Consider the following 23,968-nt stretch of genomic DNA (forward strand, 5'->3'; position numbering starts at 1 on the left):
GAGGGTCGTGACGACGATGACGGAAGCTTCCGTGCGCGAGTTCAAGATGCCCGACGTGGGCGAGGGCCTGACCGAGGCCGAGATCCTCAAGTGGTACGTCCAGCCCGGCGACACGGTCACCGACGGCCAGGTGGTGTGCGAGGTCGAGACGGCGAAGGCGGCCGTCGAGCTGCCGATCCCGTACGACGGCGTCGTGCGCGCACTGCACTTCCCCGAGGGCACCACGGTCGACGTCGGCACGTCGATCATCGCGGTGGACGTGAGCGGCGGCGCGGCACCGGCGCCCGAGGCGCCCGCCGAGCCGGCGGAGGAGCCGAAGCCGGAGGGCCGCCAGCCGGTGCTGGTGGGCTACGGCGTGTCCACCTCCTCCACCAAGCGCCGCCCGCGCAAGGGCCCCGACGCCCCTGTGCAGCAGGCCGCGGCCGCCGTCCAGGCCGAGCTGAACGGTCACGGCACACCGGCCCCGGCCGCCGGGGTCCCGTCGGGCCGGCAGCGTCCCCTCGCCAAACCGCCCGTGCGCAAGCTGGCCAAGGACCTCGGCGTCGACCTGGCGGTGGTCGTGCCGACCGGCCCGGACGGCATCATCACGCGCGAGGACGTGCATGCGGCCGCGGCCCACGCCCCCGCCCCCGCGCCGGCCGCGGAGCCGGTGGCGGCGAGTGCCGCACCCGTGGCGGCTTCGCCCGTGCCGGTCCCGGCGGCCCGCGAGACGCGCGTCCCGGTCAAGGGCGTCCGCAAGGCCACCGCCGCCGCGATGGTCGGCTCGGCCTTCACCGCGCCGCATGTCACCGAGTTCGTGACGGTCGACGTGACGCGCACGATGAAGCTGGTCGAGGAGCTGAAGGAGGACAAGGAGTTCGCGGGCCTGCGCGTGAACCCCCTCCTCCTCGTCTCCAAGGCGCTCCTGGTGGCGATCAGACGCAACCCTGACATCAACGCGTCCTGGGACGAGGCCGGCCAGGAGATCGTGCTCAAGCACTACGTCAACCTGGGCATCGCGGCGGCGACCCCGCGCGGCCTGATCGTGCCGAACATCAAGGACGCGCACGACAAGACCCTTCCGCAACTGGCCGCGTCCCTCGGCGAGCTGGTCGCCACGGCCCGGGAGGGCAAGACCTCCCCGTCGGCGATGCAGGGCGGCACGGTGACCATCACCAACGTCGGCGTCTTCGGCGTCGACACCGGCACGCCGATCCTCAACCCCGGCGAGTCCGCGATCCTCGCGGTCGGCGCCATCAAGCTCCAGCCGTGGGTCCACAAGGGCAAGGTCAAGCCGCGGCAGGTCACCACGCTGGCCCTCTCCTTCGACCACCGCCTGGTCGACGGCGAACTGGGCTCCAAGGTCCTGGCGGACGTGGCGGCGATCCTGGAGCAGCCGAAGCGGTTGATCACCTGGGCGTGACACCGGCCGTGGGCCGCAGGGCACGACGCGGTACGACGTGACGGAGGGCGGGAGCCGCGCACCCCGGGGTGATGCGGCTCCCGCCCTCGTCGTGGTGCGGTGGCGTCAGCCCAGGCGGGCGAAGCCGTAGCTCAGGAGCCTCTTCGCGTCCGCCTCGCGCTGGGCCGCCGAGGTGGAGGTCAGGACCGTGCCGATGACGGTCTTGCCGTTGCGGGTGGCGGCGAAGACCAGGCAGTACTTGGCGATGCTGCCGGAACCGGTCTTCACGCCGATGGCGCCGCTGTAGTTGCTGAGCAGCGTGTTGGTGTTGGTCCACGTGTAGTAGCGGTAGCCGCCGCTCTTCGTGGTGACCTTCTGCTTCGTGGTCTTCGTCTTGACGAGCGCGCGGAAGGTGGCGCTCTTCATCGCGTTGCCGGCGAGCTTCGTCAGGTCGCGCGGCGTGGAGTAGTTCGAGCCGTTGCTGATGCCGTCGAACGAGTCGAACTTGGTCTTCGTCATGCCGAGCGAACGCGCCGTGGTGTTCATCTTGCCGATGAACGACTTCACTCGCGCGGCGCGGGTCGAGCCGGTGCCGAACTTGTCGGCGAGCGCGTAGGCGGCGTCACAGCCGGACGGCAGCATCAGCCCGTAGAGCAGCTGACGGACGGTGACCTTGTCGCCGACGATCAGGCGCGCGGACGAGGCGTTCTTCGACACGATGTAGTCGCTGTACGCCTTCTGCACCGTGACCTTGGCGTCCAGGTTCAGGTTCGGCTGGGACAGCACGACCTTGGCGGTCATGATCTTGGTGGTGGAGCCGGTGGCGCGCGTGGTGTTCGCGTACTTGTCGAACAGCGTCCTGCCGGTGGCGTTGTCCATGACGTAGCCGCCCTTGGCCACGATCGTGGGCGCGGCGACGGCCTGCGCGGGTGCCGCGGTGAGGGCTCCGGTGGTGAACACGGCGCCGGCCGTCGCGGTGACGGCGACGGCTCTGCGGATACGGATGCCCTTGATGCCGGTTATCAACTGAGATACCCCGAATACGTCGAATGCCCCTATGAAGCGGCCGAGTTGAACGGGAGCACAGGAGGCCGCATGGGTGTGACACGTGAGTTGCACGAATGGTTGTGCGGGGGAGGGGCCGGGTCGGTGACTTCCGGGGTCCGCATGGTGGACGGGCCCATCCATGCGTACGTGTTGTATCTATCCTGTCGGCATGACCCTGGCCGCCGTGAAGCAACCCCCTGCCGCCGACCGTGTCTACACCCACGTCAAGCAAGGCGTCCTGGACCGCCGTTACGAAGGCGGCACCCTCCTCACCGAGGGCGAACTGGCCGATGCCGTGGGGGTGTCGAGGACGCCCGTGCGCGAGGCGCTGCTCCGGCTGGAGGCCGAGGGGCTGATCAAGCTCTATCCGAAGAAGGGCGCCCTCGTCCTCCCCGTCTCCGCGCAGGAGATCGCCGACGTCGTCGAGACCCGCCTGCTGGTGGAGGAACACGCGGCGCGCAAGGCCGTACCCGCGCCCTCCGGGCTCATCGCGCGCCTCGAAGAACTTCTGGAACGGCAGCGGGAGCAGGCCGCCGCCGGGGACCTGGCAGGCGCCGCCGTCACCGACCGCAGCTTCCACGCCGAGATCGTCCGCAGCGGCGGGAACGAGATCCTCTCCCGGCTCTACGACCAGCTGCGCGACCGGCAGTTGCGGATGGGTGTCGCCGTCATGCACTCCCACCCCGACCGGATCGCCAAGACGCTCGCCGAGCACCAGGACATCCTGGACGCGTTGCGCTCCGGCGACCCCGACGCGGCCGTCGGCGTCGTCCACCGGCACATCGGCTGGTTCTCGCACCTGGCGCGGGGTGAGGTGCGATGAGCTCCGCCTCGGTCGCACGGCCCGGCGATCCTCCTCCAGAGGGGGCACCCCCAGGCGGCCGGCGCGCCGTCGCCGTCTGGGGCACAGGCGTCTCGGTCTACTTCGTCGCCGTCATTTTCCGTACGTCGCTGGGAGTCGCCGGCCTCGACGCGGCCGACCGGTTCGGCGTGGGCGCCTCCGCGCTGTCGACGTTCTCGATCCTCCAGCTGCTGGTCTACGCCGGCATGCAGATACCCGTCGGCCTGCTCGTCGACCGGCTCGGCACCAAGAAGGTGCTGGGCCTGGGCGTCGTGCTGTTCACGGCCGGGCAGCTGGGCTTCGCGTTCTCCCCGACCTACGGCATGGCGCTCGCCTCGCGCGCACTGCTGGGATGCGGGGACGCCATGACGTTCATCAGCGTGCTGCGGCTCGGCAGCCGCTGGTTCCCGGCCCGGCGCGGCCCGATGATCGCGCAGCTCGCCGGTCTCGCCGGCATGGCGGGCAACCTGGTCTCCACCCTCGTACTGGCCCGGCTGCTGCACGGCATCGGCTGGACGGCCGCGTTCGCGGGCAGCGCGCTCGCCGGGGCCGTGGTCTTCGTACTGCTCCTGCTGTTCCTGAAGGACCACCCCGAGGGGCACGAGCCGGAACCGGCGCCGCACATGGGGGCCGCTTACGTACGACGGCAGATCGCCGCGTCCTGGCGGGAGCCGGGGACCCGGCTGGGGCTGTGGGTGCACTTCACGACCCAGTTCCCGGCGATGGTGTTCCTGCTGCTGTGGGGCATGCCGTTCCTGGTCGAGGCGCAGGGACTGTCCCGGGCCACGGCCGGTGAACTGCTCACCCTCGTCGTGCTGTCGAACATGGCGGTCGGGCTCGTCTACGGCCAGATCGTCGCCCGCCATCACGGGGCGCGGCTGCCGCTCGCGCTCGGTACGGTGGCGGCGACGTCGCTGCTGTGGGCCGCGACGGTGTACCACCCGGCCGACCGGGCGCCGATGTGGCTGCTGATCGTGTTGTGCGCGGTGCTCGGCGCGTGCGGACCCGCCTCGATGATCGGGTTCGACTTCGCCCGGCCGGCGAATCCGCCCGAGCGGCAGGGGACGGCGTCCGGGATCACCAACATGGGCGGGTTCGTCGCCTCGATGACCACGCTGCTCGCGGTGGGCGCGCTGCTGGACGCGACCGGGGACGACTACACCGTGGCCTTCTCGTCCGTGTTCGTGCTGCAGGCGCTGGGTCTGTCGCAGGTGCTGCGGCTGCGGAAGCAGGCGGCGCGGCTGGAGCGGGAGCGGCTGGTGGCCAGCCGGGTGGAGACGGTGCACGTCCCCGCGTAGGCCTCCGGCGTCACGCGTCCGGCAGCCTGGGCCCGGCGTCACGCGTCCGGCCACCTGGGCCCGGCGTCACGCGTCCGGCGTCCGTGCGCCCGCCAGGGCTTCCGCCGTGCCAGGGCTTGCCCAGTGCCAGGGCTGCCGTGAGCGTGCCGGGGGCTGCCGCCCCCGGATCCGCGCTCCGGCGTCGCGCTACTGGGTGACGGTGAAGTTCCGCAGGATCGCCGCCGACAGGTCCGCGTCGCCCTCCACCTTGACGCGGTCGGCGGCCGCCTCGGGCGTGACGCGGCCGCAGGCCAGGCGGACGTAGGTCTCCCAGTCGAGGGTCAGGGTGGCGGCGGGACCGAGGGCGGGGGCCGTTTCGAGGGTGCCGCGGCCCTGGATGTCGACGCGGATGGTGCGCAGGAACTCGACGGGGCCGTGCACGTCGAACACGACGGCCGAGCTGCGCGGCGCGTTCGCCTTGGCGGCGACGACCTCCGGGAGCTCGGCCAGCAGGACGTCGCGGGCGATGTGGGCGCCGGGGGAGTCCAGGTTGCCGGGGCGGCCGAGGGCGGCGCGCAGGTCCTGCTCGTGCGCCCACACGGCGAAGGCGTGGCCCCGCATCGACTCCTCCAGCGTGAGCTCGGTGCCGAGCGGGCCGCGCACCTTGGTGCGGGGGTCGCGGGACTCGCCGCGCAGCTGCCGGTTGCGCCGGATGACCGTGTACTCCAGCTCGGAGGTCATCTCGGGCGCCGTGTGGTGACGGCGTACGTCCACCTGCATCTCCATGTAACGCTGGTGGTCGTTGGTGACGTGGAACAGGTCGCGCGGGAGGGTGTGGATCGGGCGCGGGTCGCCGAGCATCTCGCAGTCCAGGCCGATCACGTGCGAGACGATGTCCCGCACCGACCAGCCCGGGCAGGGGGTCCGCCGGTTCCACTCGCCCTCCACAAGGGGCTGCACCAGCTCGGATATCGCTTCGATGGAGTGGGTCCAGGCGTCGGCGTAGGGCTGGAGGGTGGGATGCAGACTCACGGAACGGGACCCCTCGGCGGTCGGTACACGGGCAGGTTGTGGCGGCGGTGCCAGTGGGAGGTGGCTGCACTCGGCGTCGTCTCGAAACTCCCCTGGTTCTCGGCTCCGCTCGAACCGGGGGGACCCCCAAAGTTACGCTGCTGTGTGGCACCCCGGCAGTGCTTTCGTGTGACGATCGTAGGCCTGTGTGGACGGCTCGAACGCCAGGACGGTGGTAGTGTGCGCGCCTCTTTGATCCAGATCGCCGTAGACGAGGGCGAATCGGTCGCGGAACGTCGACAGCGAGCGTTCTCTCTGGTACAGCAGCAGGCCGGCACCGATCTCGTGGTGCTGCCCGAGCTGTGGACGACGGGCGCCTTCGCCTACGAGGACTTCGGCCGGGAGGCCGAGCCGCTCGAAGGGCCGACGTACGAGGCCATGGCCAAGGCCGCGAGCGACACGGGCGTGTGGCTGCACGCGGGTTCGATTCCGGAGCGGGACCCGGAGGGGCCCCTCTACAACACCTCGCTCGTCTTCTCTCCCTCCGGTGATCTGGTCGCCGCCTACCGCAAGATCCATCGCTTCGGCTTCGACAAGGGTGAGGCCGTGCTGATGGGAGCGGGCGACGAACTGGTGACCGTCCGTCTTCCGGGCGCGACGACGCTGGGCCTGGCCACCTGCTACGACCTCCGGTTCCCCGAGCTGTTCCGTGGGCTCGTCGACGTGGGCGCCGAGACCCTGGTGGTCCCGGCGGGGTGGCCGGAACGCCGGCGCTCCCACTGGACGCTGCTGGCTCAGGCGCGGGCGGTGGAGAACCAGGCGTACGTCCTCGCGTGTGGAACGGCCGGGACGCACGCGGGAGTTCCACAGGCCGGTCACTCGATCGTGGTCGATCCGTGGGGCGAGGTGCTGGCGCAGGCCGGCGCGGAAGAGGAGGTCCTCACGGTGGAACTCGACTGCGCGAAGGTGGCGGCGACCAGGGAACAGTTCCCGGCGCTGAAGGACCGGGTGCTGGGCCTGCAGCGGCCCCGACGCTGAATCGGGGTCCTGGACGGGGGCCTGGATGAGGGGCCGGGGCGGGCGGGGGCTTGCACCGGGCGGTGGCCGGGCGGTGGCGCCGACATGGGGGCGGTCGCCGGGCGGTGGCCGAATGGCGGTCCTCAAGCCGGGGACGGGCCGGGCGGTGAACGGAGGCGGGCCGTGGCCGAGGGTTGCCCCGTGCGGGGTCCTGGACGAGTGGCGGGCCCGATCGGGGGAGCGGCCGTGCGGCGCCCGAACCGGTGGTGGCATCCCGTGACGGGGCCGTGCCCGGCGGCGCCGGACACCCCTTGAGGGCCTGCCGGGCGGAGCCTCCCGCAGACCCGGTGCCCGGCACGCCGGCCGGGTCAGAGCCCGGCACCCGTGCGGCGCAGTACCCGCAGGGAACCCGTCTCCGACACCTCGGTGAACGCCCCCGACGCGAGCGCCCGCAGATAGATCCGGTACGGCGCCTGGCCGGTGAACTCGTCCTCCGGCTCCGGGAAGACGTCGTGGACGACGAGCAGTCCGCCCTCGGCGACATGCGGGGCCCAGCCCTCGTAGTCGGCGTTCGCGTGCTCGTCGGTGTGGCCGCCGTCGACGAAGACCAGTCCGAGGGGCGTGCCCCAGACCCGCGCGATCTGCGGGGAGCGGCCGACGAGCGCCACCACGTGCTCTTCCAGGCCCGCCCGGTACAGGGTGCGGCGGAAGGTCGGCAGGGTGTCCATCAGGCCGAGGCCGGCGTCCACCGTCTGCGGGTCGTGGTACTCCCAGCCCGGCTGCTGCTCCTCGCTGCCGCGGTGGTGGTCGACGGTGAGCGCGGTGACGCCGGCCGCGCGGGCCGCGTCGGCGAGCAGGATCGTGGAACGCCCGCAGTACGTGCCGACCTCCAGCAGCGGCAGCCCGAGCCGCCCCGCCCCGACGGCCGCCCCGTACAGCGCGAGCCCCTCGTCCACGGGCATGAACCCCTTGGCCGCCTCGAACGCGGCGAGGATCTCGGGCTTGGGGGCCGGCGTCATGGGCGGGGCCTTCCGGTCGTACGTGCGTCTGGGCCGCCCATGCTGCCGTACCTCCCGGCCGGCCCGCGACCAGGGGGCACGGAGGACGGATCGGCGGGGTGGGCCGAGGGGTGTGGGAGATGCCGAGCCCGTTCACCTTGATCGGTGAGTGCCGGACTCCCGGGCCGCGAAGAACCCGCCCGGCGCGCACTCGTCGGCCGTCGGGGTTTGTGGCCGTCGCCGCGCGCCGCGCCCCCCGTGCCGACGCTGCGTTCCGTCATGACGAGCGGCGTCCGCAAGCCACCGAGGAGGGACGCTCTAGTCGTCCTCCCGTTCCTTGTCCGCCAGATGGATCACGCACACCGTCACCGCGATCAGCAGCGCCGGGTCCGCGTCGTCCCGGACGACGTCCACGCCGTACGTCTCCCGGACGTGCAGGAAGCGCCGGGAGATCACGGCGAGGAGTTCACCGTCGTACTCGACGGCGAACTCACGGTCGAGGATCTTGCCGCTGACGTCGAGCTCGGTGCCGTCCACCAGGACCACCTTGTAGTGGTTGCGCAGCAGTGACAGCCGCTTGCGCCTGATGCGGGCCAGCGGCTCGCCGTCCCGCTCGATCAGCATGGTGTCCCGCAGGGCGAACATCTTCTGCCGGATGTCGGCCAGCACCTTCCCCTGGGTGTCCTTCAGTTCGAAGGTGTCGCGCAGCCTCATCGCCTTGCCGTCGACGAGGTAGGCCTTGTCGCCTCTGTCGTCCTCGATCCAGTAGTCGTCACCGAAGCCGAGGAGCCGTTCGCGCACGAGGAATCTCATGCCATGACCGCTTCCCCCGCGGCCGGTCCGAAACGCCGCCGGTAGGCCGACGGGCTGAGGCCGGTCTCGCGCCGCAGCCGCGCCCGCAGGTTCGCCGCCGTGCCCAGCCCGCTGCGGGCGGCCACCACGTCCAGCCGTTCCTCGCCGCGCTCGATGAGCCGGCACGCCAGGGCCACCCGCTCCCCGGTCAGCCACGCCAGCGGCGTCCTCTCGAACGGGTTGGAGTTGTCGTCGACGATCAGGACGACACGGTGCGCTCCCGCAGGCTGAGAGGATTCTTGCGGCATGTGCGATTCCTAGCACTCGTCCGCGTACGGCGCCACGGCCGACGATGGTCCCCATGGAACCCATCGCCCTGGACGAGGCCCTCGCATCCTTCACCGACCGGTGGAGCCCCCGGATCGTCACCGCCGTCAACGACTACGACGTACGCGTCGCCAAGGCCGAGGGCGAGCACGTGTGGCACACGCACGATCACACCGACGAGTTCTTCCTGGTCGTCGAGGGAGAGCTGCACATCGCCCTGCGGGAGGCCGGCGGCGAGCGCACGGTCGTGCTGCCCAGGGGCTCCCTGTTCACCGTCCCGCGCGGTACCGAGCACAAGCCGTACGCCCCCGTCCCCACCGCGATCCTCCTGTTCGAGCCGACCGGCACCCTCACCGTCGGCGACCGCCACGACGACGTCCCGGCCCACGTGGACTCCACGACGGGCCACGCCCTGGGGTGACTGTGGGTCGCGGGGCGGCGGGTCGCGTGACTGTCAGTGGCGGGTGGCACCCTTGAACCATGACCGATCCCGCCCCCGCCCCGAGCCGCCGCCGCGCCCGTGTCCGTGCCCCCGAGCTGATCGGCAAGGGCGGCTGGCTGAACACCGGCGGAAAGCAGTACAGCCTCGCTGACCTGCGAGGACGTGTGGTGATCCTCGATTTCTGGACCTTCTGCTGCATCAACTGCCTGCACGTCGTGGACGAGATGCGTGAGCTGGAGGCCAGGCACCGGGACACCGTGGTGGTCATCGGGGTGCACTCGCCGAAGTTCGTGCACGAGGCCGACCACGCGGCGGTGGCGGACGCCGTGGAGCGGTACGGGGTGGAGCACCCGGTGCTCGACGACCCCGAGCTCGGCACCTGGAAGCAGTACGCGGTGCGCGCCTGGCCGACGCTCGTGGTGATCGACCCCGAGGGGTACGTCGTCGCCCAGCACGCCGGTGAGGGGCATGTGCACGCCATCGAGCGGCTGGTGACCGAGCTGGAGGCGGAGCACGCCGCGAAGGGCACCCTGCGGCGGGGCGACGGGCCGTACGTGGCGCCGGAGCCGGAGCCGACGGTGCTGCGGTTCCCGGGCAAGGCGCTGCTGCTGCCCGGCGGGACGTTCCTGGTCAGTGACACGACCCGGCATCAGCTGGTGGAGCTGGCGGAGGACGGGGAGAGCGTGGTCCGGCGGATCGGTTCCGGAGCGCGCGGGTTCGCCGACGGTCCGGCCGGGGCGGCGTCGTTCAACGAGCCGCAGGGCCTCACCCTCCTCGACGACGGCTCGGTCGTGGTCGCCGACACCGTCAATCACGCCCTGCGCCGCCTGGATCCCGCCACCGGCGAGGTCGGCACGCTGGCCGGGACGGGCAAGCAGTGGATGCGGGGCGACGCCACGTCGGGTCCGGCGCGGGAGGTGAACCTCTCCTCGCCCTGGGACGTCGCCGTCTTCGCCGGCCGGGTGTGGATCGCCATGGCGGGCGTGCACCAGCTCTGGGCCTACGACCCTGCGGGCGGCGGTGTCGCCGTCGCGGCCGGCACCACCAACGAGGGGCTGGTCGACGGTCCCGGCCCCGAGGCCTGGTTCGCCCAGCCGTCCGGCCTCGCGGCCACGCCCGAGCGGCTGTGGCTGGCGGACTCGGAGACGAGCGCCCTGCGTTGGGTGGATCTCGACGGCACCGTGCACACCGCCGTCGGCACGGGCCTGTTCGACTTCGGCCACCGTGACGGACCGGCCGGTCAGGCCCTGCTCCAGCACCCGCTGGGCGTCACGGCCCTGCCCGACGGCTCGGTGGCCGTCAGCGACACCTACAACCACGCGCTGCGCCGCTTCGACCCGGCGACCGGTGAAGTCACCACTCTGGCCACGGATCTGCGCGAGCCGAGCGACGCGGTGCTGGCCGGTGGCGACATCGTCGTCGTGGAGTCGGCCAGGCACCGCCTGACCCGGCTGCGGCTGCCGGAGGACGCGGTCCGCGTCGAGGCGGTCGCCCACCGCACACAGCGCGCGGCCACGGAAGTCGCCTCCGGGCGACTCCAGTTGGACGTGATCTTCGAGGCGCCCGCGGGCCAGAAGCTCGACACGCGCTACGGCCCCTCGACCCGCCTGCTGGTCTCCTCGACGCCTCCGGAACTGCTGAAGCACGGCGAGGGCGCGGGAACAGAGCTGTCCCGCGCCCTGGAGCTGGACCCCACCGTGCCGGAGGGTGTGCTGCACGTCTCCGCGACGGCGGCGTCCTGCGACGACGACCCCGCAAACGAGTACCCCGCCTGCCACGTCCACCAGCAGGACTGGGGCGTGCCGGTCCGGCTCACCGAGCGGGGGACGGACCGCCTGCCCCTCGTCCTGGCCGGTCTGGACGCCTGACTCCGCGACGCCCGGCCTCGTGGGCTGTCACACCCCGTACCCGTCGCTGTAGCCGTCGCGCCGGGGGTGCCGTTCCTCCGTCACGACCGGCTGCGAGGGCGGCACCACGACGCGGCGCCGCCGCGCGATGCTGCTGAACGTGGTGACCCCGATCAGCCCGACGATCATCAGGATGACGCCGACCAGGTCGAGATTGACACCCTCCATGTTCCAGTCCGTGGCGAACGTGAGGATGGCTCCCACGGCGATGAGGATGATGCACCCGCCGAGGCCCATGAGTGTTGCCTCCCTGTTCCGGTCCGGTGATTCCGGAGCTTCCGGTGGGATGCGGGTACCCGCGCCCCCGGAATGCAGTCCTCACCAGACGGAGGGCAGCGTCTCCTCACCACCCGTCAGCTCATGTGCCACGGAGGGCCGCTCAGTCCTCCAGGAACGCCACCAGCGCGCGCGCCAGCAGGCCGGGGTCCTCCGCGCCGCACAGTTCGCGGGCGCTGTGCATCGACAGGATCGCCACGCCGATGTCCACCGTGCGGATCCCGTGCCGGGCCGCCGTGATGGGGCCGATGGTCGTGCCGCAGGGCATGGAGTTGTTGGAGACGAAGGACTGGAAGGGAACTTGGGCCCTCTCGCAGGCCGCCGCCCAGACCGCGCGGCCCGAACCGTCCGTCGCGTAGCGGTTGTTGACGTTGACCTTGAGGATGGGGCCGCCGTTGACCCGGGGGTGGTGGCTGGGGTCGTGGCGTTCGGCGTAGTTGGGGTGCACCGCGTGGCCCGTGTCGGAGGAGAGGCAGACGGTGGCGGCGAAGGCGCGGGCCCGGTCCTCGTACGAGCCGCCGCGGGCGAAGACCGAGCGCTCCAGGACGCCGCCGAGCAGCGGGCCGTCGGCGCCCGTGTCGGACTGGGAGCCGTTCTCCTCGTGGTCGAAGGCGGCGAGCACGGGGATGGCGGCCGGTTCCGCACTGCCGGTCGCGGCGGCGGTCAGCGCGGCCACGCCCGCGTGCACGGAGAGCAGGTTGTCCAGGCGCGGCCCGGCCATCAGCTCCTGGTCACGGCCGAGGTACGCGGGCGGCTCGACGGAGTGCACCATCAGGTCCCAGCCGGTCGCCTCGCCCCGCCCGATGCCCGACTCCGCCTCCAGGAAGGCGATCAGGTCGCCGTCGCGTACGTCGTTGCCGAGGCCCCAGACGGGCTGGAGGTGGCGCTGCTTGTCGAGCTTCAGGCCTTCCGAGGACACCGAGCGGTCCAGGTGGATCGCCAGCTGCGGCACCCTCAGCAGCGGCCGGTCGACGTTCACCAGCCGCGTGGTGCCGTCGCGCAGCGTCAGCCGGCCGGCGAGGCCGAGGTCGCGGTCCAGCCAGGAGTTCAGCAGCGGTCCGCCGTAGATCTCCACGGCGACCTGGCGCCAGCCGTGCGCGCCGGTGTCGGGCAGTGGCTTGACGCGCAGGTTGGGGGAGTCGGTGTGCGCGCCGATGATCCGGAACGGGGTGTGCGGCGCGGCGCCCTCAGGGACGTACCACGCCACGATCGCGCCACCGCGCAGCACGAACCTGCCGCCGCTCGTCCCGTCCCAGGCGTCCGTCTCCGCGACCTGCCGGAAGCCCGCCTTCTCCAGCCGCTCGGCGGCGTTCGCCACGGCGTGGTACGGCGAGGGACTCGCCGCCAGGAAGGACATGAGGTCGTCGGTGTGGCCGCGGTCGAAGCGGGAGGGTTCGCTCATGGGGTTCACCTTAACGACGTACGAGGGCCCACTCCCCCTGGCCGGGAGCGGGCCCTCGTAAGGACGCTGTGGAAAAGCGCGGTGCCGGTGGGCGGGGCCGGTCAGAAGGCCGCTTCGTCCAGCTCCATCAGGTCCAGTTCCACGCCCTGGGCGATCTTGCGGGCCAGGGTCACACCGGGCAGGACGTTGGCCGCGAAGAACTTCGCCGCCGCGATCTTGCCGGCGTAGAAGGCCTTGTCCTTGGCGGTGGCCGACTCCAGCTTCTCGGCGGCGACCGCGGCGCCCTTGAGCAGCAGGTAGCCGACGATCACGTCACCGGAGGCCATGAGCAGGCGGGTGGTGTTCAGGCCCACCTTGTAGATGTTCTTGACGTCCTGCTCGGTGGCCGCGAGGTCGGTCAGCATCAGGCCGACGATCGCCTCCAGCTCGACGGCCGCCTTGGCGAGGTGCTCGCGGGCGCCGGCCAGGTCCTCGCCGCCGGTGCCGAGCGCCAGGAACTTCTTGATGTCCTCGGCGAGGGAGTTCAGTGCCGCGCCCTGGTTGCGGACGATCTTCCGGAAGAAGAAGTCCTGGCCCTGGATCGCGGTGGTGCCCTCGTAGAGGGTGTCGATCTTGGCGTCGCGGATGTACTGCTCGATCGGGTACTCCTGCAGGAAGCCGGAGCCGCCGAAGGTCTGCAGCGACTGGGCGAGCTGCTCGTAGGCCTTCTCGGAGCCGTAGCCCTTGACGATCGGCAGGAGCAGGTCGTTCAGGGCGTGCTCGACGGCCGCGTCCTCGCCGCTCGCCTCCTTGACCTGGATGGCGTCCTGGACGGAGGCGGTGTACATGACCAGGGCACGCATGCCCTCCGCGTACGCCTTCTGCGTCATGAGCGAACGGCGCACGTCGGGGTGGTGGGTGACGGTGACCTTCGGCGCGGTCTTGTCCATGAAGTTCGCCAGGTCCGGGCCCTGGACGCGCTCCTTGGCGTACTCCAGCGCGTTCAGGTAGCCCGTGGAAAGCGTGGAGATCGCCTTCGTGCCGACCATCATCCGCGCGAACTCGATGATCCGGAACATCTGGCGGATGCCGTCGTGCTTGTCGCCGATCAGCCAGCCCTTGGCGGGGTGCTTGTCGCCGAAGGTCATCTCGCACGTGTTGGAGGCCTTCAGGCCCATCTTGTGCTCGACGTTGGTGGCGTAGACGCCGTTGCGCATCCCGAGTTCGCCGGTCTCGAAGTCGAAGAGGTACTTCGGCACGAGGAAGAGGGACAGGCCCTTGGTGCCGGGGCCGGCGCCCTCGGGGCGGGCGAGGACGTAGTGGAGGATGTTCTCCGACATGTCGTGCTCGCCGGAGGTGATGAAGCGCTTCACGCCCTCGATGTGCCAGGAGCCGTCCTCCTGCTGGACGGCCTTGGTGCGGCCGGCGCCCACGTCGGAGCCCGCGTCGGGCTCGGTGAGGACCATGGTGGAGCCCCACTGCTTCTCGACGGCGACCGAGGCGATGTGCTTCTGGACCTCGTTGCCCTCCTCGAAGAGGATGCCGGCGAAGGCCGGGCCGGAGGAGTACATCCACACGGCCGGGTTGGCGCCCAGGATCAGCTCGGCGTAGGCCCAGATCAGGGAGCGGGGCGAGGTGGTGCCGCCGATCTCCTCGGGCAGGCCGAGCCGCCAGTACTCGGAGTCCATGAAGGCCTGGTAGCTCTTCTTGAAGGACGCCGGCACCGGCGCGGTGCTGGTCTGCGGGTCGAAGACCGGGGGGTTGCGGTCGGCCTCGGCGAAGGACTCGGCCAGCTCGTTCTCGGAGAGGCGGGTCAGCTCCTCCAGGACGCTCTTGGCGGTCTCGACGTCCATCTCCTCGAACGGGCCGGTGCCGTACACCTTGTCGCGCCCCAGTACTTCGAAGAGGTTGAACTCGATGTCGCGGAGATTCGACTTGTAGTGCCCCATGGCGACTGGCTCCGTTGAGAGAGATCGGCGAGGCACTGAATCCTCGCACCCAAAGTTCACGTACCAACTAGTAACTGAGATGATGCTACCCGTCGGTAATAAGAAGCAACCCCGATCCCGGTATCTGTGACTCAGCCCTCGTGGTCGGTCAGTACTCTTGCGTGCATGTACGGCTACGACCAGAGCGCGGGCGTGGGGCAGCAGTACGCCCAGCCGCAGCAGCAGATGCCCGGTGCCGGGGGCTACGGGCAGCAGCCGCCGCTGTACCCGGAGCCGTCGCCGCCGTCGCTCGCGGACGCGGTGCGCGCCTTCACCACCGGGCAGCTGACCGCCGAGGACTTCCAGCAGGTGTTCGCCACCTCCAAGGTCTACTGCCCGCGGGGCGACAACCCCGGCTTCCTCGCCCTGCACAACACCCAGCAGCCGGTGATCCCTATGTTCACCTCGCTGAAGGAGTTGCGGCGCTACGCGGGCAAGGAGTCCAAGTACTTCGTGATCACCGGCGCCGAGGTGATCGACCTGCTGCCGACCGGCTACGGCTTCGTCCTCGACATGGAGGGGGAGCACCGGATGGTGTTCGACGCGAAGGCCGTGGAGGAGATGGTCGACTTCGCCATGCGGCGGATGTACGGCTAGACGTCGGCCCGGCGGTTCGGTGCCGACCGCAACTCGTTCGGCTGCCACTGCCGTCGGCCGACCCGCCGGCTCGCACGCGGGCCGTGGCGAAAGCGCCGCGCGGCGCCCGGGGACGGCGGGAAGGCCGGCCGGTCCTTGGGGCGCGGACGCGCTCGGCGGTGTACCTCACCGGCTCGTCCGGTGACTCCGCGAACTCGACGACGTGACGACGACGGCCCGGAGGGAATGTCCCCCGGGCCGTCGGCGTTGCGGGGTGGCGGAAAGTTCAACGCTCAACTAAAGTGGAACGCACGTCGCCCAAGGAGGTACCGACATGCCCGCAGTGACCGTCGAGAACCCGTTGACGCTGCCCCGTGTGACCGCGCCGGCCGACGCGGTGGCACGTCCCGTGCTCAGCGTCACGACCGCGCCGAGCGGATTCGAGGGCGAGGGCTTCCCGGTGCGCCGGGCGTTCGCGGGGATCAACTACCGCCACCTCGACCCGTTCATCATGATGGACCAGATGGGCGAGGTGGATTACGCGCCCGGAGAGCCGAAGGGCACGCCCTGGCACCCGCACCGCGGCTTCGAGACCGTCACCTACATCATCGACGGCATCTTCGACCACCAGGACAGCCAGGGCGGCGGCGGCACCATCACCAACGGCGACACCCAGTGGATGACGGCCGGCTCGGGCCTCCTCCACATCGAGGCGCCGCCGGAGCACCTCGTCATGTCCGGCGGTCTCTTCCACGGCCTCCAGCTGTGGGTGAACCTCCCGGCCAGGGACAAGATGATGGCCCCGCGCTACCAGGACATCCGCGGCGGCAACGTCCAGCTGCTCACCTCCCCCGACGGCGGCGCGCTGCTCCGTGTCATCGCCGGTGAGCTGGACGGGCACGCCGGACCCGGTGTCACGCACACGCCGATCACCATGATCCACGCGACGCTGGCGCCGGGTGCCGAGATCACCCTGCCGTGGCGGGAGGATTTCAACGGGCTCGCGTACGTGCTGGCGGGCAAGGGCTCGGTCGGTGCCGAGCGCCGTCCGGTCCAACTGGGCCAGACCGCGGTCTTCGGCGCCGGCGGCTCGCTGACCGTCCGCGCGGACGAGAAGCAGGACTCGCACACGCCGGACCTGGAGGTCGTCCTGCTCGGCGGACGGCCGATCCGGGAGCCGATGGCCCACTACGGCCCGTTCGTGATGAACACCAAGGACGAGCTGATGCAGGCCTTCGAGGACTTCCAGAAGGGCCGCCTGGGGACGGTCCCGGCGGTGCACGGCATGACGGAGAGCGGCCCGCGGGACTGATGTCCTGACGAGCCGTCACCCGGCCGGGCCGTCCACGCAGGACAGCCCGGCCGGCGCGTGATCGGGTGGGAGGCGTGCATCTGCTTCCCGTTCCCGTACGGCGGTTCGCCGCGTGGTGCGCCGTCGTGCTGCTGGCCGCCGGCGTCGGCTGGGTGGGGATCCTGCTCTGCGGTGAACTGCGCACGGCCGTCGTGCCGGTGCTGCTCGCGCTGCTCGGCACCGCCCTGCTGGGCCCGCTGTACCGGCGGCTGGTCAAGGTCGGCGTCAACCGGTCCGTTGCGGCCGCGCTCACCTGTGTCGCCGTGGTGGCGGTGGTGGGCGGGGCGGTCTACATCGTCGTCGCCGCGCTCATCGAGTCGGGCGACCAGATCGTCGCCTCGCTGCGGCGGGCGGCCGACGACATCGCCCAGTACTTCGGGGCGGCCGGAACCTCGCTGCACGACCTCGCCTCCAACGCCCGTGAACTGCTGGGCAGGTTCGGCGGCACGGCCGCCTCCGGGGTCATCAGCGGGGTCAGTGTGGTCGGGGAGTTCATCGCCATGGCCGTCCTGGCGCTGCTGCTCGTCTTCTTCTTCCTGCGGGACTCCGACCGGGCCGCGCACGGCCTGCGCGCGCTCGCACCGCGCGGGACCGCCGACACCGTGGAGGCCATGGCACGGCGGGCCTTCCGGGCCGTCGAGGGGTTCATGCGCGGCACCACCTTCATCGCCTTCGTCGACGCCGTGTGCATCACCGTCGGGCTGCTGGTCCTGGGCGTGCCCGGCGCGGCCGGGCTGGGCGCGCTGGTCTTCGTCGCCGCGTACATCCCCTATCTCGGCGCGTTCCTCTCCGGTGCCGTGGCCGTGCTCGTCGCGCTCGCCGACCGGGGATTCGTCATCGCGCTGTGGGCGCTCGGGGTGGTGCTCGCCGTACAGGTGCTGGAGGGGCATGTGCTGCAGCCGCTGGTGCAGAGCCGGACCGTGCACATGCATCCGGCGATGGTGCTCCTCGCGATCACCGCCGGGGCGTCGGTCGCCGGGATCCTGGGCATCCTGCTGTCGGTGCCGCTCACCGCCGCCGCCCTCGCCGTCGTGCACGAGCTGCGCACGCGCCACGGAGCACCGCCGGAGCCGGCGGAGTCGTAGCCGACGGGCAGACGCCCCCTGTCAGGGCCTGTCGCCGTGGGTCCCCGAGGCGCCGTCCGGGCGCTCGGACTCGCGCAGCTCGAACCAGATGCTCTTGCCCTCGCCCCGCGGATCCACCCCCCAGGAATGCGCCAGCAGCTCGATCAGCATCAGCCCGCGGCCGGAGGACGCCAGCTCCCCGGGCCGGCGCTTGTGCGGCAGGTCGTCGCTGGCGTCGGTGACCTCCACCCGCATCCGCCGCGCGCCCGGCTCCCCCGCGACCTCGGCGACCAGCAGCGCGTCGGTGTCGGTGTGCACGAGGACGTTGGTGAGTGTCTCGGACAGCAGCAGCACCGCCGAGTCGACCTGGTCGGCGGAGCTCCAGTCGTGCAGCAGCTCGCGCAGCTGCTGCCGGGCCACGGCGACCCGCTCGGGCTCGGCCTGGGCGACCGTCAGCATCGTGCGCCGGCGCCGCGGCGGCGCGACCACGGTGTCGCCGCAGCCGCAGCCCTCGGCGTCTCGGCACAGCAGCAGGACGGCGATGTCGTCCTCGCGCCGGTCCGCGAGCGGGCCGGTGGTGTGGTGGGAGGACGGCCCGTGCACGGCCTGGACCAGGGAGTCCGCGAGTTCCTCCAGGTCGTCGCCCTTGTGCTCCTCCAGGATGGCGCGGATCCGCGCCCAGCCGGTCTCCAGGTCGTGCCCGCCGGTCTCGATCAGGCCGTCGGTGCAGATCAGCATGGTCTCGCCGGGTTCGAGGACCAGCTGGGTGGTGGGGTAGTCGGCGTCCGGGTCGATGCCCAGGGGCAGCCCTCCGGCCGTCGGGCTCTTCAAAACCGTGCCGTCCACCATCCGGATCGCCGGTTCCGGATGCCCGGCGCGGGCGATGTCCAGCACCCCGGTCTCCGGGTCCGCCTCGACATACAGGCAGGTCGCGAAGCGCAGGTCGGCGGGGTCCTCGTCGGGGGTGGCGATGCCGTGCAGGAAGCGGGAGGCGCGGGACAGTACGGCGTCCGGGCGGTGGCCCTCGGACGCGTACGCCCGCAGGGCTATCCGCAGCTGGCCCATGAGGCCCGCCGCCCGTACGTCATGGCCCTGGACGTCGCCGATCACGAGGGCGATCCGCCCACTGGGCAGGGGGATCATGTCGTACCAGTCGCCGCCGACCTGGAGACCGCCGCCGGTGGGTATGTACCGGGCGGCGACACCCATCCCGGGGATCTCCGGGCCCAGCGTGGGCAGCATGGAACGCTGGAGGCCGTCGGTCAGCTCGCGCTCGGTCTCGGCGGCGCCGGCCCGGGTGAGGGCCTGCGCGAGCATCCGGGCGACCGTGGTGAGCACGGACCGCTCGTCCGGGGTGAACGTGACCGGATAGGCGAAGGCCGCCATCCAGGCGCCCATGGTGCGCCCGGCGACGGTCAGCGGCAGGAAGGCCCAGGACTGGCGGCCGAACTGCTCGGCGAGGTGCCAGGTGAGCGGATAGCGCGCCTTGTACTGCTCGGGTGAGGAGAGATAGACGGCGCGGCCGGTCCGTACGACCTCCGCCGCCGGGTAGTCCGTCGCCAGGGCCATGTGCGAGAAGGGGCCTTCGTCGCCGGGCTGGTGCCCGTGGTGGCCGATGATCGTCAGCCGGTCGCCCTCCACACCGAAGACGGCGAGCCCGTCCGGGGAGAAGCCCGGCATCGAGAGCCCGGCCGCGACCCGCAGCACCTCGGCCGTGGACCGCGCCTCGGCCAGCGCCCGGCCCGCGTCCAGCAGGAACGCCTCCCTGGAGCGCCGCCAGTCGCCGGTGACCGCGCGGCGGGCGGCGGGGGTGCCCGGCGAGGGGTCGGTGACCTCCTGGAGGGTGCCGATCAGCTGGAAGGCCCGGCGTTCGCGGTCGTAGCTCGGCTTGGAGCGGCTGCGCACGGTACGGATGACCCGGCCCCGCTCATCCATGATCCGCACACGCACCTCGGCGAGCGTGCCTTCGGCGACGGCCAGGCCGACGACGCTGATGATCTCGTTCCAGTCGACGGGGTGCAGCCGGGCCCTGGTCCGGGCCTCGGTGAGGGTCGTCTGCTCGGCGGGCAGCCCGAGCAGCCGAGCGGCCTCGGCATCCACCGTGACCAGCTTCGTGGCCGTGTCCCATTGCCACAGGCCGGTCGCGAGGGCGGCGAGAACCTGCCCCACGGCGGGCAGGGGCTCACCAGTGCGCATTGCCCCACTCTATGAAGAGGTCATCGGACGCTGCCACCGAAGGCGCACCCCGGTAATCGTGGAGAGGCCTTCCGGGACGGCCGGTACGCTGGGGGTGTTTCACGTGAAACACCCCCGATCTGCGAAGGCTGGATGAACGACGATGCATCGGTACAGGTCCCACACCTGCGGCGAGCTCCGCGCCTCTGACGTCGGCACCGACGTCCGGCTGAGTGGCTGGCTGCACAATCGGCGCGACCTGGGCGGCATCCTCTTCATCGATCTGCGCGACCACTACGGCATCACGCAGCTGGTCGCCCGGCCGAACACGGCCGCCTACGAGGCGCTGGACAAGCTCTCCAAGGAGACCGTCGTCCGGGTCGACGGCCAGGTCGTCTCCCGTGGCGCTGAGAACATCAACCCCGAGCTGCCCACCGGCGAGATCGAGATCGAGGTCGGCGGCGTCGAGGTGCTGGGCGCGGCCGCCCCGCTGCCCTTCACGATCAACACCGAGGACGGGGTCAACGAGGAGCGGCGCCTGGAGTACCGCTTCCTGGACCTGCGCCGCGAGCGCATGCACCGCAACATCCTGCTGCGCACGTCGGTCATCTCGGCGATCCGGCACAAGATGACGGCGCTGGGCTTCAACGAGATGGCGACGCCGATCCTGTCCGCGACGTCCCCCGAGGGCGCCCGTGACTTCGTCGTGCCCTCCCGTCTGAACCCGGGCAAGTTCTACGCCCTCCCCCAGGCTCCGCAGCAGTTCAAGCAGCTGCTGATGATCTCCGGCTTCGACCGCTACTTCCAGATCGCGCCCTGCTTCCGTGACGAGGACGCGCGTGCGGACCGCTCGCCGGGCGAGTTCTACCAGCTCGACATCGAGATGTCCTTCGTCGAGCAGGAGGACGTCTTCCAGCCGGTCGAGAAGCTGATGACCGAGCTGTTCGAGGAGTTCGGCGGCGGACGCCACGTCACCTCCCCGTTCCCGCGGATCCCGTTCCGCGAGGCGATGCTGAAGTACGGCTCCGACAAGCCGGACCTGCGCGCCCAGCTGGAACTGGTGGACATCACCGACATCTTCGAGGGCTCCGGGTTCAAGGCCTTCGCCGGCAAGCACGTGCGGGCGCTGCCGGTGCCGGACGTCGCCGCGCAGCCCCGGAAGTTCTTCGACCAGCTCGGTGACTACGCCGTCACGCTGGGCGCCAAGGGCCTCGCGTGGGTGCGGGTGGGCGAGGACGGCACGTTGTCCGGCCCGATCGCGAAGTTCCTCACCGAGGACGACGTCGCCGAGCTGACCAAGCGGCTGTCGCTGGCCGCCGGGCACGCGGTGTTCTTCGGCGCGGGCGAGTTCGACGAGGTCTCGAAGATCATGGGCGCGGTGCGCGTCGAGGCCGCCAAGCGGGCCGGGCACTTCGAGGAGGGCGTCTTCCGCTTCTGCTGGATCGTCGACTTCCCGATGTACGAGAAGGACGAGGAGACCGGCGCGATCGACTTCTCGCACAACCCCTTCTCCATGCCGCAGGGCGGCCTGGAGGCCCTGGAGAACCAGGACCCGCTGGACATCCTGGGCTGGCAGTACGACATCGTCTGCAACGGCGTCGAGCTGTCCTCCGGCGCGATCCGGAACCACGAGCCGGAGATCATGCTCAAGGCCTTCGAGATCGCCGGATACGACCGGGAGACCGTCGAGGACAAGTTCGCCGGCATGTTGCGCGCGTTCCGCTTCGGCGCCCCGCCGCACGGCGGCATCGCCCCCGGCGTCGACCGCATCGTCATGCTGCTGGCCGACGAGCCCAACATCCGCGAGACCATCGCGTTCCCGCTCAACGGCAACGCCCAGGACCTGATGATGGGCGCCCCCACGGAGCTGGAGGAGGCCCGGTTGAAGGAGCTGCACCTGACGGTGCGGAGGCCGCAGCCGAAGTAGTCCTGCTGGGCGCGGGTGGCTCGGAACCGACGTCGGTTCCGAGCCACTTTCGTATGCAGGGCTCTCACCCAGCCCCTACTCATGGTGCTGACAGGCGCGCTCCCTAACGTCCCGCACCGGCGAGAGCCGCTCGCAGGGCGTCGGGAGTCTGCTCGGGGCGGGGGATCAGCTCGCACTCGGGGCCGATCTCGGCGTTCAACGTGCCTCCGGTCGTCCTGATCAGGATTCAGGCGGCAGCGAAGGCTGCTCCGCCGCCGGTCCCAGATACGTGATCTCTTGATCACGGGGCAGCGTCTCGCGAAGGCGCTCGACATAACGCCTGCCGCGCTCCGTGAGCTGGGCCCTGCGCAGGTCACCGTCGGCTCCGTACCAGGTCACTCCCAGGTCGAGCTCGTGTCGACCGTTGGACGACACCATGTCGTGGACGATGCCTTCCTTGGTGACTTCGAATTTGCCGGGAAGGGTGTCGTCCATGGATGGGACGAAGTCCCGCATGGCCCGGTACCGGTGGGAGGCGCCCTGTCGCGCGTTCATGCTAGGCGGCCTCCGGGAGATCGGTTCGGCAGTCGCGGCAGCGGCCGGGTTCCGGGGCGCGGAAGGGACGGTCGCAGCCGTCGCAGGTCTGGAAGGGGTGCCTGGGCTCCGGGGCCGGTGGGGCGGGGGGCCGGAACGGGGGCGGGGGTGGGAGTCGGGTGGTCAGGCGGTGGGCGAGGAAGGCGGCCGGGCGGATCAGGGGTTCCGTCGGCAGGTTCTCGGTCAGGGCGTGGCGTACGGCGGTGGGCGTGAGGTCGCGTTCCAGCCAGGCGGCGACTCCCGGCGCGAGGTGTTCGGCGTCGGTCGCGGAGAGGAGCAGGCGGGGGTCGTGGCGGCGGAGGCCGGCGAGGATGTCGACGGCCGTCCGGAGGAGGGCGGGGGAGGTGTATGAGGGGTGTGGCACGGCGGGGAGGCGCTTCTTGCGGGGAGGTGGTTTGTCCGCGGCCGGCTGGCGGGTGGGCCTGCTGGAGGTTTCGGTGGGGGTGGTCCGGTGGCCTGGCTTGTTGCAGGAGACCGTGCGGGTGACGATCCGGCCGGTGGGGGTGCGTTCGCGGGTGCGGCGGAGGTAGCCGTGGGCTTCGAGTTCGCGCAGGGCGGCGGCGATGCGGGTGGGGCCCTCCGGGAAGCGGTCGGCCAGAGTCTTGATGTCGACGGCGGTGCCCTGCCGCACCGACTGGATGTAGCACGCCAGGCCGATGGCGAGGAGGGAGAGCTCCTGGTGCTGGACGAGGTGGTTGCCGATCACCGTGAAGTTCTCGGTGTGGCGGGCGTTGTCGTGGGCGACGCCGGATTCCGGCCGCGCGTGGGGGTGGTTTTTGCCCGGGATACGGGACTGGGCACGCGAGGGCGCGCTAGGGTTTTCGGTGTCCATCGGGAAGCCTGTTTCTTCCTCGGTGGTCAGGCCCTCGCACTGGGATGCCAGTCCCGGCGAGGGCCGTCGCATGTGTGTGGGTTGTGTCTTGCTGCGGTGAGCGTAAGGCAGGCAACCGGTCCCGAATCCAGCCGAGTTGGGCATATTCACTCGCGGGAGTGAGTTTGCCCGGCGGGAGGGAGGGGTGGGGCTTGGTGGGGTGCTTTCTCCCCAGTGGGTGGTTCATAGGGAGCGCAGGTCGGACCGGAGTTTGGGGCGTCGGGCTTCGGTGCCGGCTGTGGTGGGGCGGCGAGTTCGAGTTCGGCCCAGACGGTCTTGCGTGGGGGTAGGCCTTGGGTCACTCCCCAGCGGTCCGCGAGGGCGGCTACGAGGGTCAGGCCGCGGCCGGCTTCGCTGTCGGGGGTGGCGGTGGGTTGGGGGTGCGGTAGTTGGTCACCGCGCGTGTCGGTGACTTCGATACGGAGCGTTGTGCCGACCACGTAGAGCAGGAGCCGGAAGCTTCGGCCGGGGACGCGGCCGTGGGTGGCGGCGTTGTTCGCCAGTTCGGCCACGATGTGCGGCGCCGGATCCAATGGGAGTTGCCAGGTGCGCAGTTGTTCGGTGACGAGCAGACGTGCGAGGCGGGCGCCGCGTGGGGTGGGAGACAGGAGAACGCTGAAGTTGCGGATGGGGCAGTCGGGCTGGGCGGGGTGGACTGCGGGCTCGGCGAGTTTCTGATTCACGTCACTCAGCGTGGCCGGATGTGCCTACCGTGAGGAGTGATGACGCCGGTACGTAGAGCGACT

The 23,968-nt window shown here is 71.1% G+C and carries 20 protein-coding genes and 2 pseudogenes; 10 read left to right on the forward strand and 12 right to left on the reverse strand.

From position 1 onward, the window contains the following. The first annotated feature begins 7 nt into the window (after positions 1 to 7). On the forward strand, positions 8 to 1,402 hold the full coding sequence (locus tag ACGF8A_RS02340; protein WP_393103346.1) for a dihydrolipoamide acetyltransferase family protein: 1,395 nt from the start codon (positions 8 to 10) through the stop codon (positions 1,400 to 1,402). A gap of 105 nt (positions 1,403 to 1,507) precedes the next feature. On the opposite strand, the gene ACGF8A_RS02345 is transcribed toward ACGF8A_RS02340, so the two are convergent. After that, the gene (locus ACGF8A_RS02345) at positions 1,508 to 2,407 is read right to left on the reverse strand and encodes a D-alanyl-D-alanine carboxypeptidase family protein (protein WP_393103348.1); all 900 of its coding nucleotides are present in this window, start codon (positions 2,405 to 2,407) and stop codon (positions 1,508 to 1,510) included. Between the two features lie 190 nt (positions 2,408 to 2,597). Between ACGF8A_RS02345 and ACGF8A_RS02350 the strand changes: the two genes are divergently transcribed. Together ACGF8A_RS02350 and ACGF8A_RS02355 are read left to right on the forward strand one after the other, a co-directional pair. Beyond that, the gene (locus tag ACGF8A_RS02350) at positions 2,598 to 3,251 is read left to right on the forward strand and encodes a GntR family transcriptional regulator (protein ID WP_393103350.1); all 654 of its coding nucleotides are present in this window, start codon (positions 2,598 to 2,600) and stop codon (positions 3,249 to 3,251) included. After that, the gene (locus ACGF8A_RS02355) at positions 3,248 to 4,567 is read left to right on the forward strand and encodes a nitrate/nitrite transporter (protein ID WP_393103352.1); all 1,320 of its coding nucleotides are present in this window, start codon (positions 3,248 to 3,250) and stop codon (positions 4,565 to 4,567) included. Before ACGF8A_RS02350 ends, ACGF8A_RS02355 begins: the two co-directional genes overlap by 4 nt. A 186-nt stretch (positions 4,568 to 4,753) precedes the next feature. On the opposite strand, the gene ACGF8A_RS02360 is transcribed toward ACGF8A_RS02355, so the two are convergent. Next, positions 4,754 to 5,578: a maleylpyruvate isomerase family mycothiol-dependent enzyme gene (locus tag ACGF8A_RS02360; protein WP_393103354.1), complete on the reverse strand. Its 825-nt coding sequence runs from the start codon at positions 5,576 to 5,578 to the stop codon at positions 4,754 to 4,756. Positions 5,579 to 5,797: 219 nt separating this feature from the next. Here ACGF8A_RS02360 and ACGF8A_RS02365 point away from each other — a divergent pair, with 219 nt between their 5' ends. Further along, a complete protein-coding gene (locus tag ACGF8A_RS02365) occupies positions 5,798 to 6,595 on the forward strand; it encodes a carbon-nitrogen family hydrolase (protein ID WP_393103356.1) in 798 nt (265 codons plus the stop codon). A 347-nt stretch (positions 6,596 to 6,942) separates the two neighbouring features. Here ACGF8A_RS02365 and ACGF8A_RS02370 read toward each other — a convergent pair whose 3' ends face one another. From ACGF8A_RS02370 to ACGF8A_RS02380, 3 genes and pseudogenes are all read right to left on the reverse strand, one after another. Next, positions 6,943 to 7,593: a class I SAM-dependent methyltransferase gene (locus ACGF8A_RS02370; RefSeq protein ID WP_393103358.1), complete on the reverse strand. Its 651-nt coding sequence runs from the start codon at positions 7,591 to 7,593 to the stop codon at positions 6,943 to 6,945. Positions 7,594 to 7,890: 297 nt separating this feature from the next. Then, a complete protein-coding gene (locus ACGF8A_RS02375; protein ID WP_393103360.1) occupies positions 7,891 to 8,385 on the reverse strand; it encodes an LURP-one-related/scramblase family protein in 495 nt (164 codons plus the stop codon). Next, positions 8,382 to 8,591 (reverse strand): annotated as a pseudogene (locus ACGF8A_RS02380) (helix-turn-helix domain-containing protein); the annotation flags it as partial. The gene ACGF8A_RS02375 and the pseudogene ACGF8A_RS02380, both read right to left, overlap by 4 nt. 134 nt (positions 8,592 to 8,725) lie before the next feature. Here ACGF8A_RS02380 and ACGF8A_RS02385 point away from each other — a divergent pair. Next, on the forward strand, positions 8,726 to 9,112 hold the full coding sequence (locus ACGF8A_RS02385; protein ID WP_393103362.1) for a cupin domain-containing protein: 387 nt from the start codon (positions 8,726 to 8,728) through the stop codon (positions 9,110 to 9,112). Positions 9,113 to 9,171: 59 nt separating this feature from the next. Continuing rightward, entirely contained in the window at positions 9,172 to 11,001 is a 1,830-nt protein-coding gene (locus tag ACGF8A_RS02390; protein WP_393103364.1) for an NHL domain-containing thioredoxin family protein, read from the forward strand. A 27-nt stretch (positions 11,002 to 11,028) separates the two neighbouring features. Here the strand turns inward: ACGF8A_RS02390 and ACGF8A_RS02395 are convergent, their stop codons facing one another. The 3 genes from ACGF8A_RS02395 to ACGF8A_RS02405 all read right to left on the reverse strand — a co-directional run bounded on the left by ACGF8A_RS02395 (position 11,029) and on the right by ACGF8A_RS02405 (position 14,646). Further along, entirely contained in the window at positions 11,029 to 11,277 is a 249-nt protein-coding gene (locus ACGF8A_RS02395; RefSeq protein WP_393103366.1) for a DUF6458 family protein, read from the reverse strand. 142 nt (positions 11,278 to 11,419) lie between these two features. After that, on the reverse strand, positions 11,420 to 12,718 hold the full coding sequence (locus tag ACGF8A_RS02400; RefSeq protein WP_393103368.1) for a M18 family aminopeptidase: 1,299 nt from the start codon (positions 12,716 to 12,718) through the stop codon (positions 11,420 to 11,422). Between the two features lie 101 nt (positions 12,719 to 12,819). Beyond that, positions 12,820 to 14,646 (reverse strand): acyl-CoA dehydrogenase, encoded by a 1,827-nt coding sequence (locus ACGF8A_RS02405; protein WP_393103370.1) that lies wholly within the window; start codon positions 14,644 to 14,646, stop codon positions 12,820 to 12,822. 165 nt (positions 14,647 to 14,811) lie between these two features. Between ACGF8A_RS02405 and ACGF8A_RS02410 the strand changes: the two genes are divergently transcribed. From ACGF8A_RS02410 to ACGF8A_RS02420, 3 genes are all read left to right on the forward strand, one after another. Beyond that, a complete protein-coding gene (locus ACGF8A_RS02410; protein ID WP_393103372.1) occupies positions 14,812 to 15,282 on the forward strand; it encodes an SseB family protein in 471 nt (156 codons plus the stop codon). 313 nt (positions 15,283 to 15,595) lie between these two features. Then, positions 15,596 to 16,573: a pirin family protein gene (locus tag ACGF8A_RS02415; RefSeq protein ID WP_393103374.1), complete on the forward strand. Its 978-nt coding sequence runs from the start codon at positions 15,596 to 15,598 to the stop codon at positions 16,571 to 16,573. A gap of 74 nt (positions 16,574 to 16,647) precedes the next feature. Beyond that, a complete protein-coding gene (locus tag ACGF8A_RS02420) occupies positions 16,648 to 17,697 on the forward strand; it encodes an AI-2E family transporter (RefSeq protein ID WP_393103376.1) in 1,050 nt (349 codons plus the stop codon). 21 nt (positions 17,698 to 17,718) lie between these two features. Here ACGF8A_RS02420 and ACGF8A_RS02425 read toward each other — a convergent pair whose 3' ends face one another. Beyond that, complete coding sequence (locus tag ACGF8A_RS02425; protein ID WP_393103378.1) at positions 17,719 to 19,872, reverse strand: SpoIIE family protein phosphatase; 2,154 nt, start codon at positions 19,870 to 19,872, stop codon at positions 17,719 to 17,721. Positions 19,873 to 20,014: 142 nt separating this feature from the next. Here ACGF8A_RS02425 and aspS point away from each other — a divergent pair, with 142 nt between their 5' ends. Then, complete coding sequence (gene aspS / locus ACGF8A_RS02430) at positions 20,015 to 21,778, forward strand: aspartate--tRNA ligase (protein WP_393103380.1); 1,764 nt, start codon at positions 20,015 to 20,017, stop codon at positions 21,776 to 21,778. A 389-nt stretch (positions 21,779 to 22,167) separates the two neighbouring features. Here the strand turns inward: aspS and ACGF8A_RS02435 are convergent. From ACGF8A_RS02435 to ACGF8A_RS02445, 3 genes and pseudogenes are all read right to left on the reverse strand, one after another. Next, positions 22,168 to 22,309 (reverse strand): annotated as a pseudogene (locus tag ACGF8A_RS02435) (Uma2 family endonuclease); the annotation flags it as partial. Positions 22,310 to 22,313: 4 nt separating this feature from the next. Beyond that, positions 22,314 to 23,183 carry a helix-turn-helix domain-containing protein gene (locus ACGF8A_RS02440; RefSeq protein WP_393103382.1) on the reverse strand — a complete coding sequence of 290 codons (870 nt, stop codon included), beginning with the start codon at positions 23,181 to 23,183 and terminating at the stop codon, positions 22,314 to 22,316. Between the two features lie 146 nt (positions 23,184 to 23,329). Further along, entirely contained in the window at positions 23,330 to 23,905 is a 576-nt protein-coding gene (locus ACGF8A_RS02445) for an ATP-binding protein (RefSeq protein ID WP_393103384.1), read from the reverse strand. Positions 23,906 to 23,968: the final 63 nt, after the last annotated feature.

The organism is Streptomyces sp. NPDC047706 (genome assembly GCF_043204795.1).
Taxonomy (GTDB): domain Bacteria; phylum Actinomycetota; class Actinomycetes; order Streptomycetales; family Streptomycetaceae; genus Streptomyces.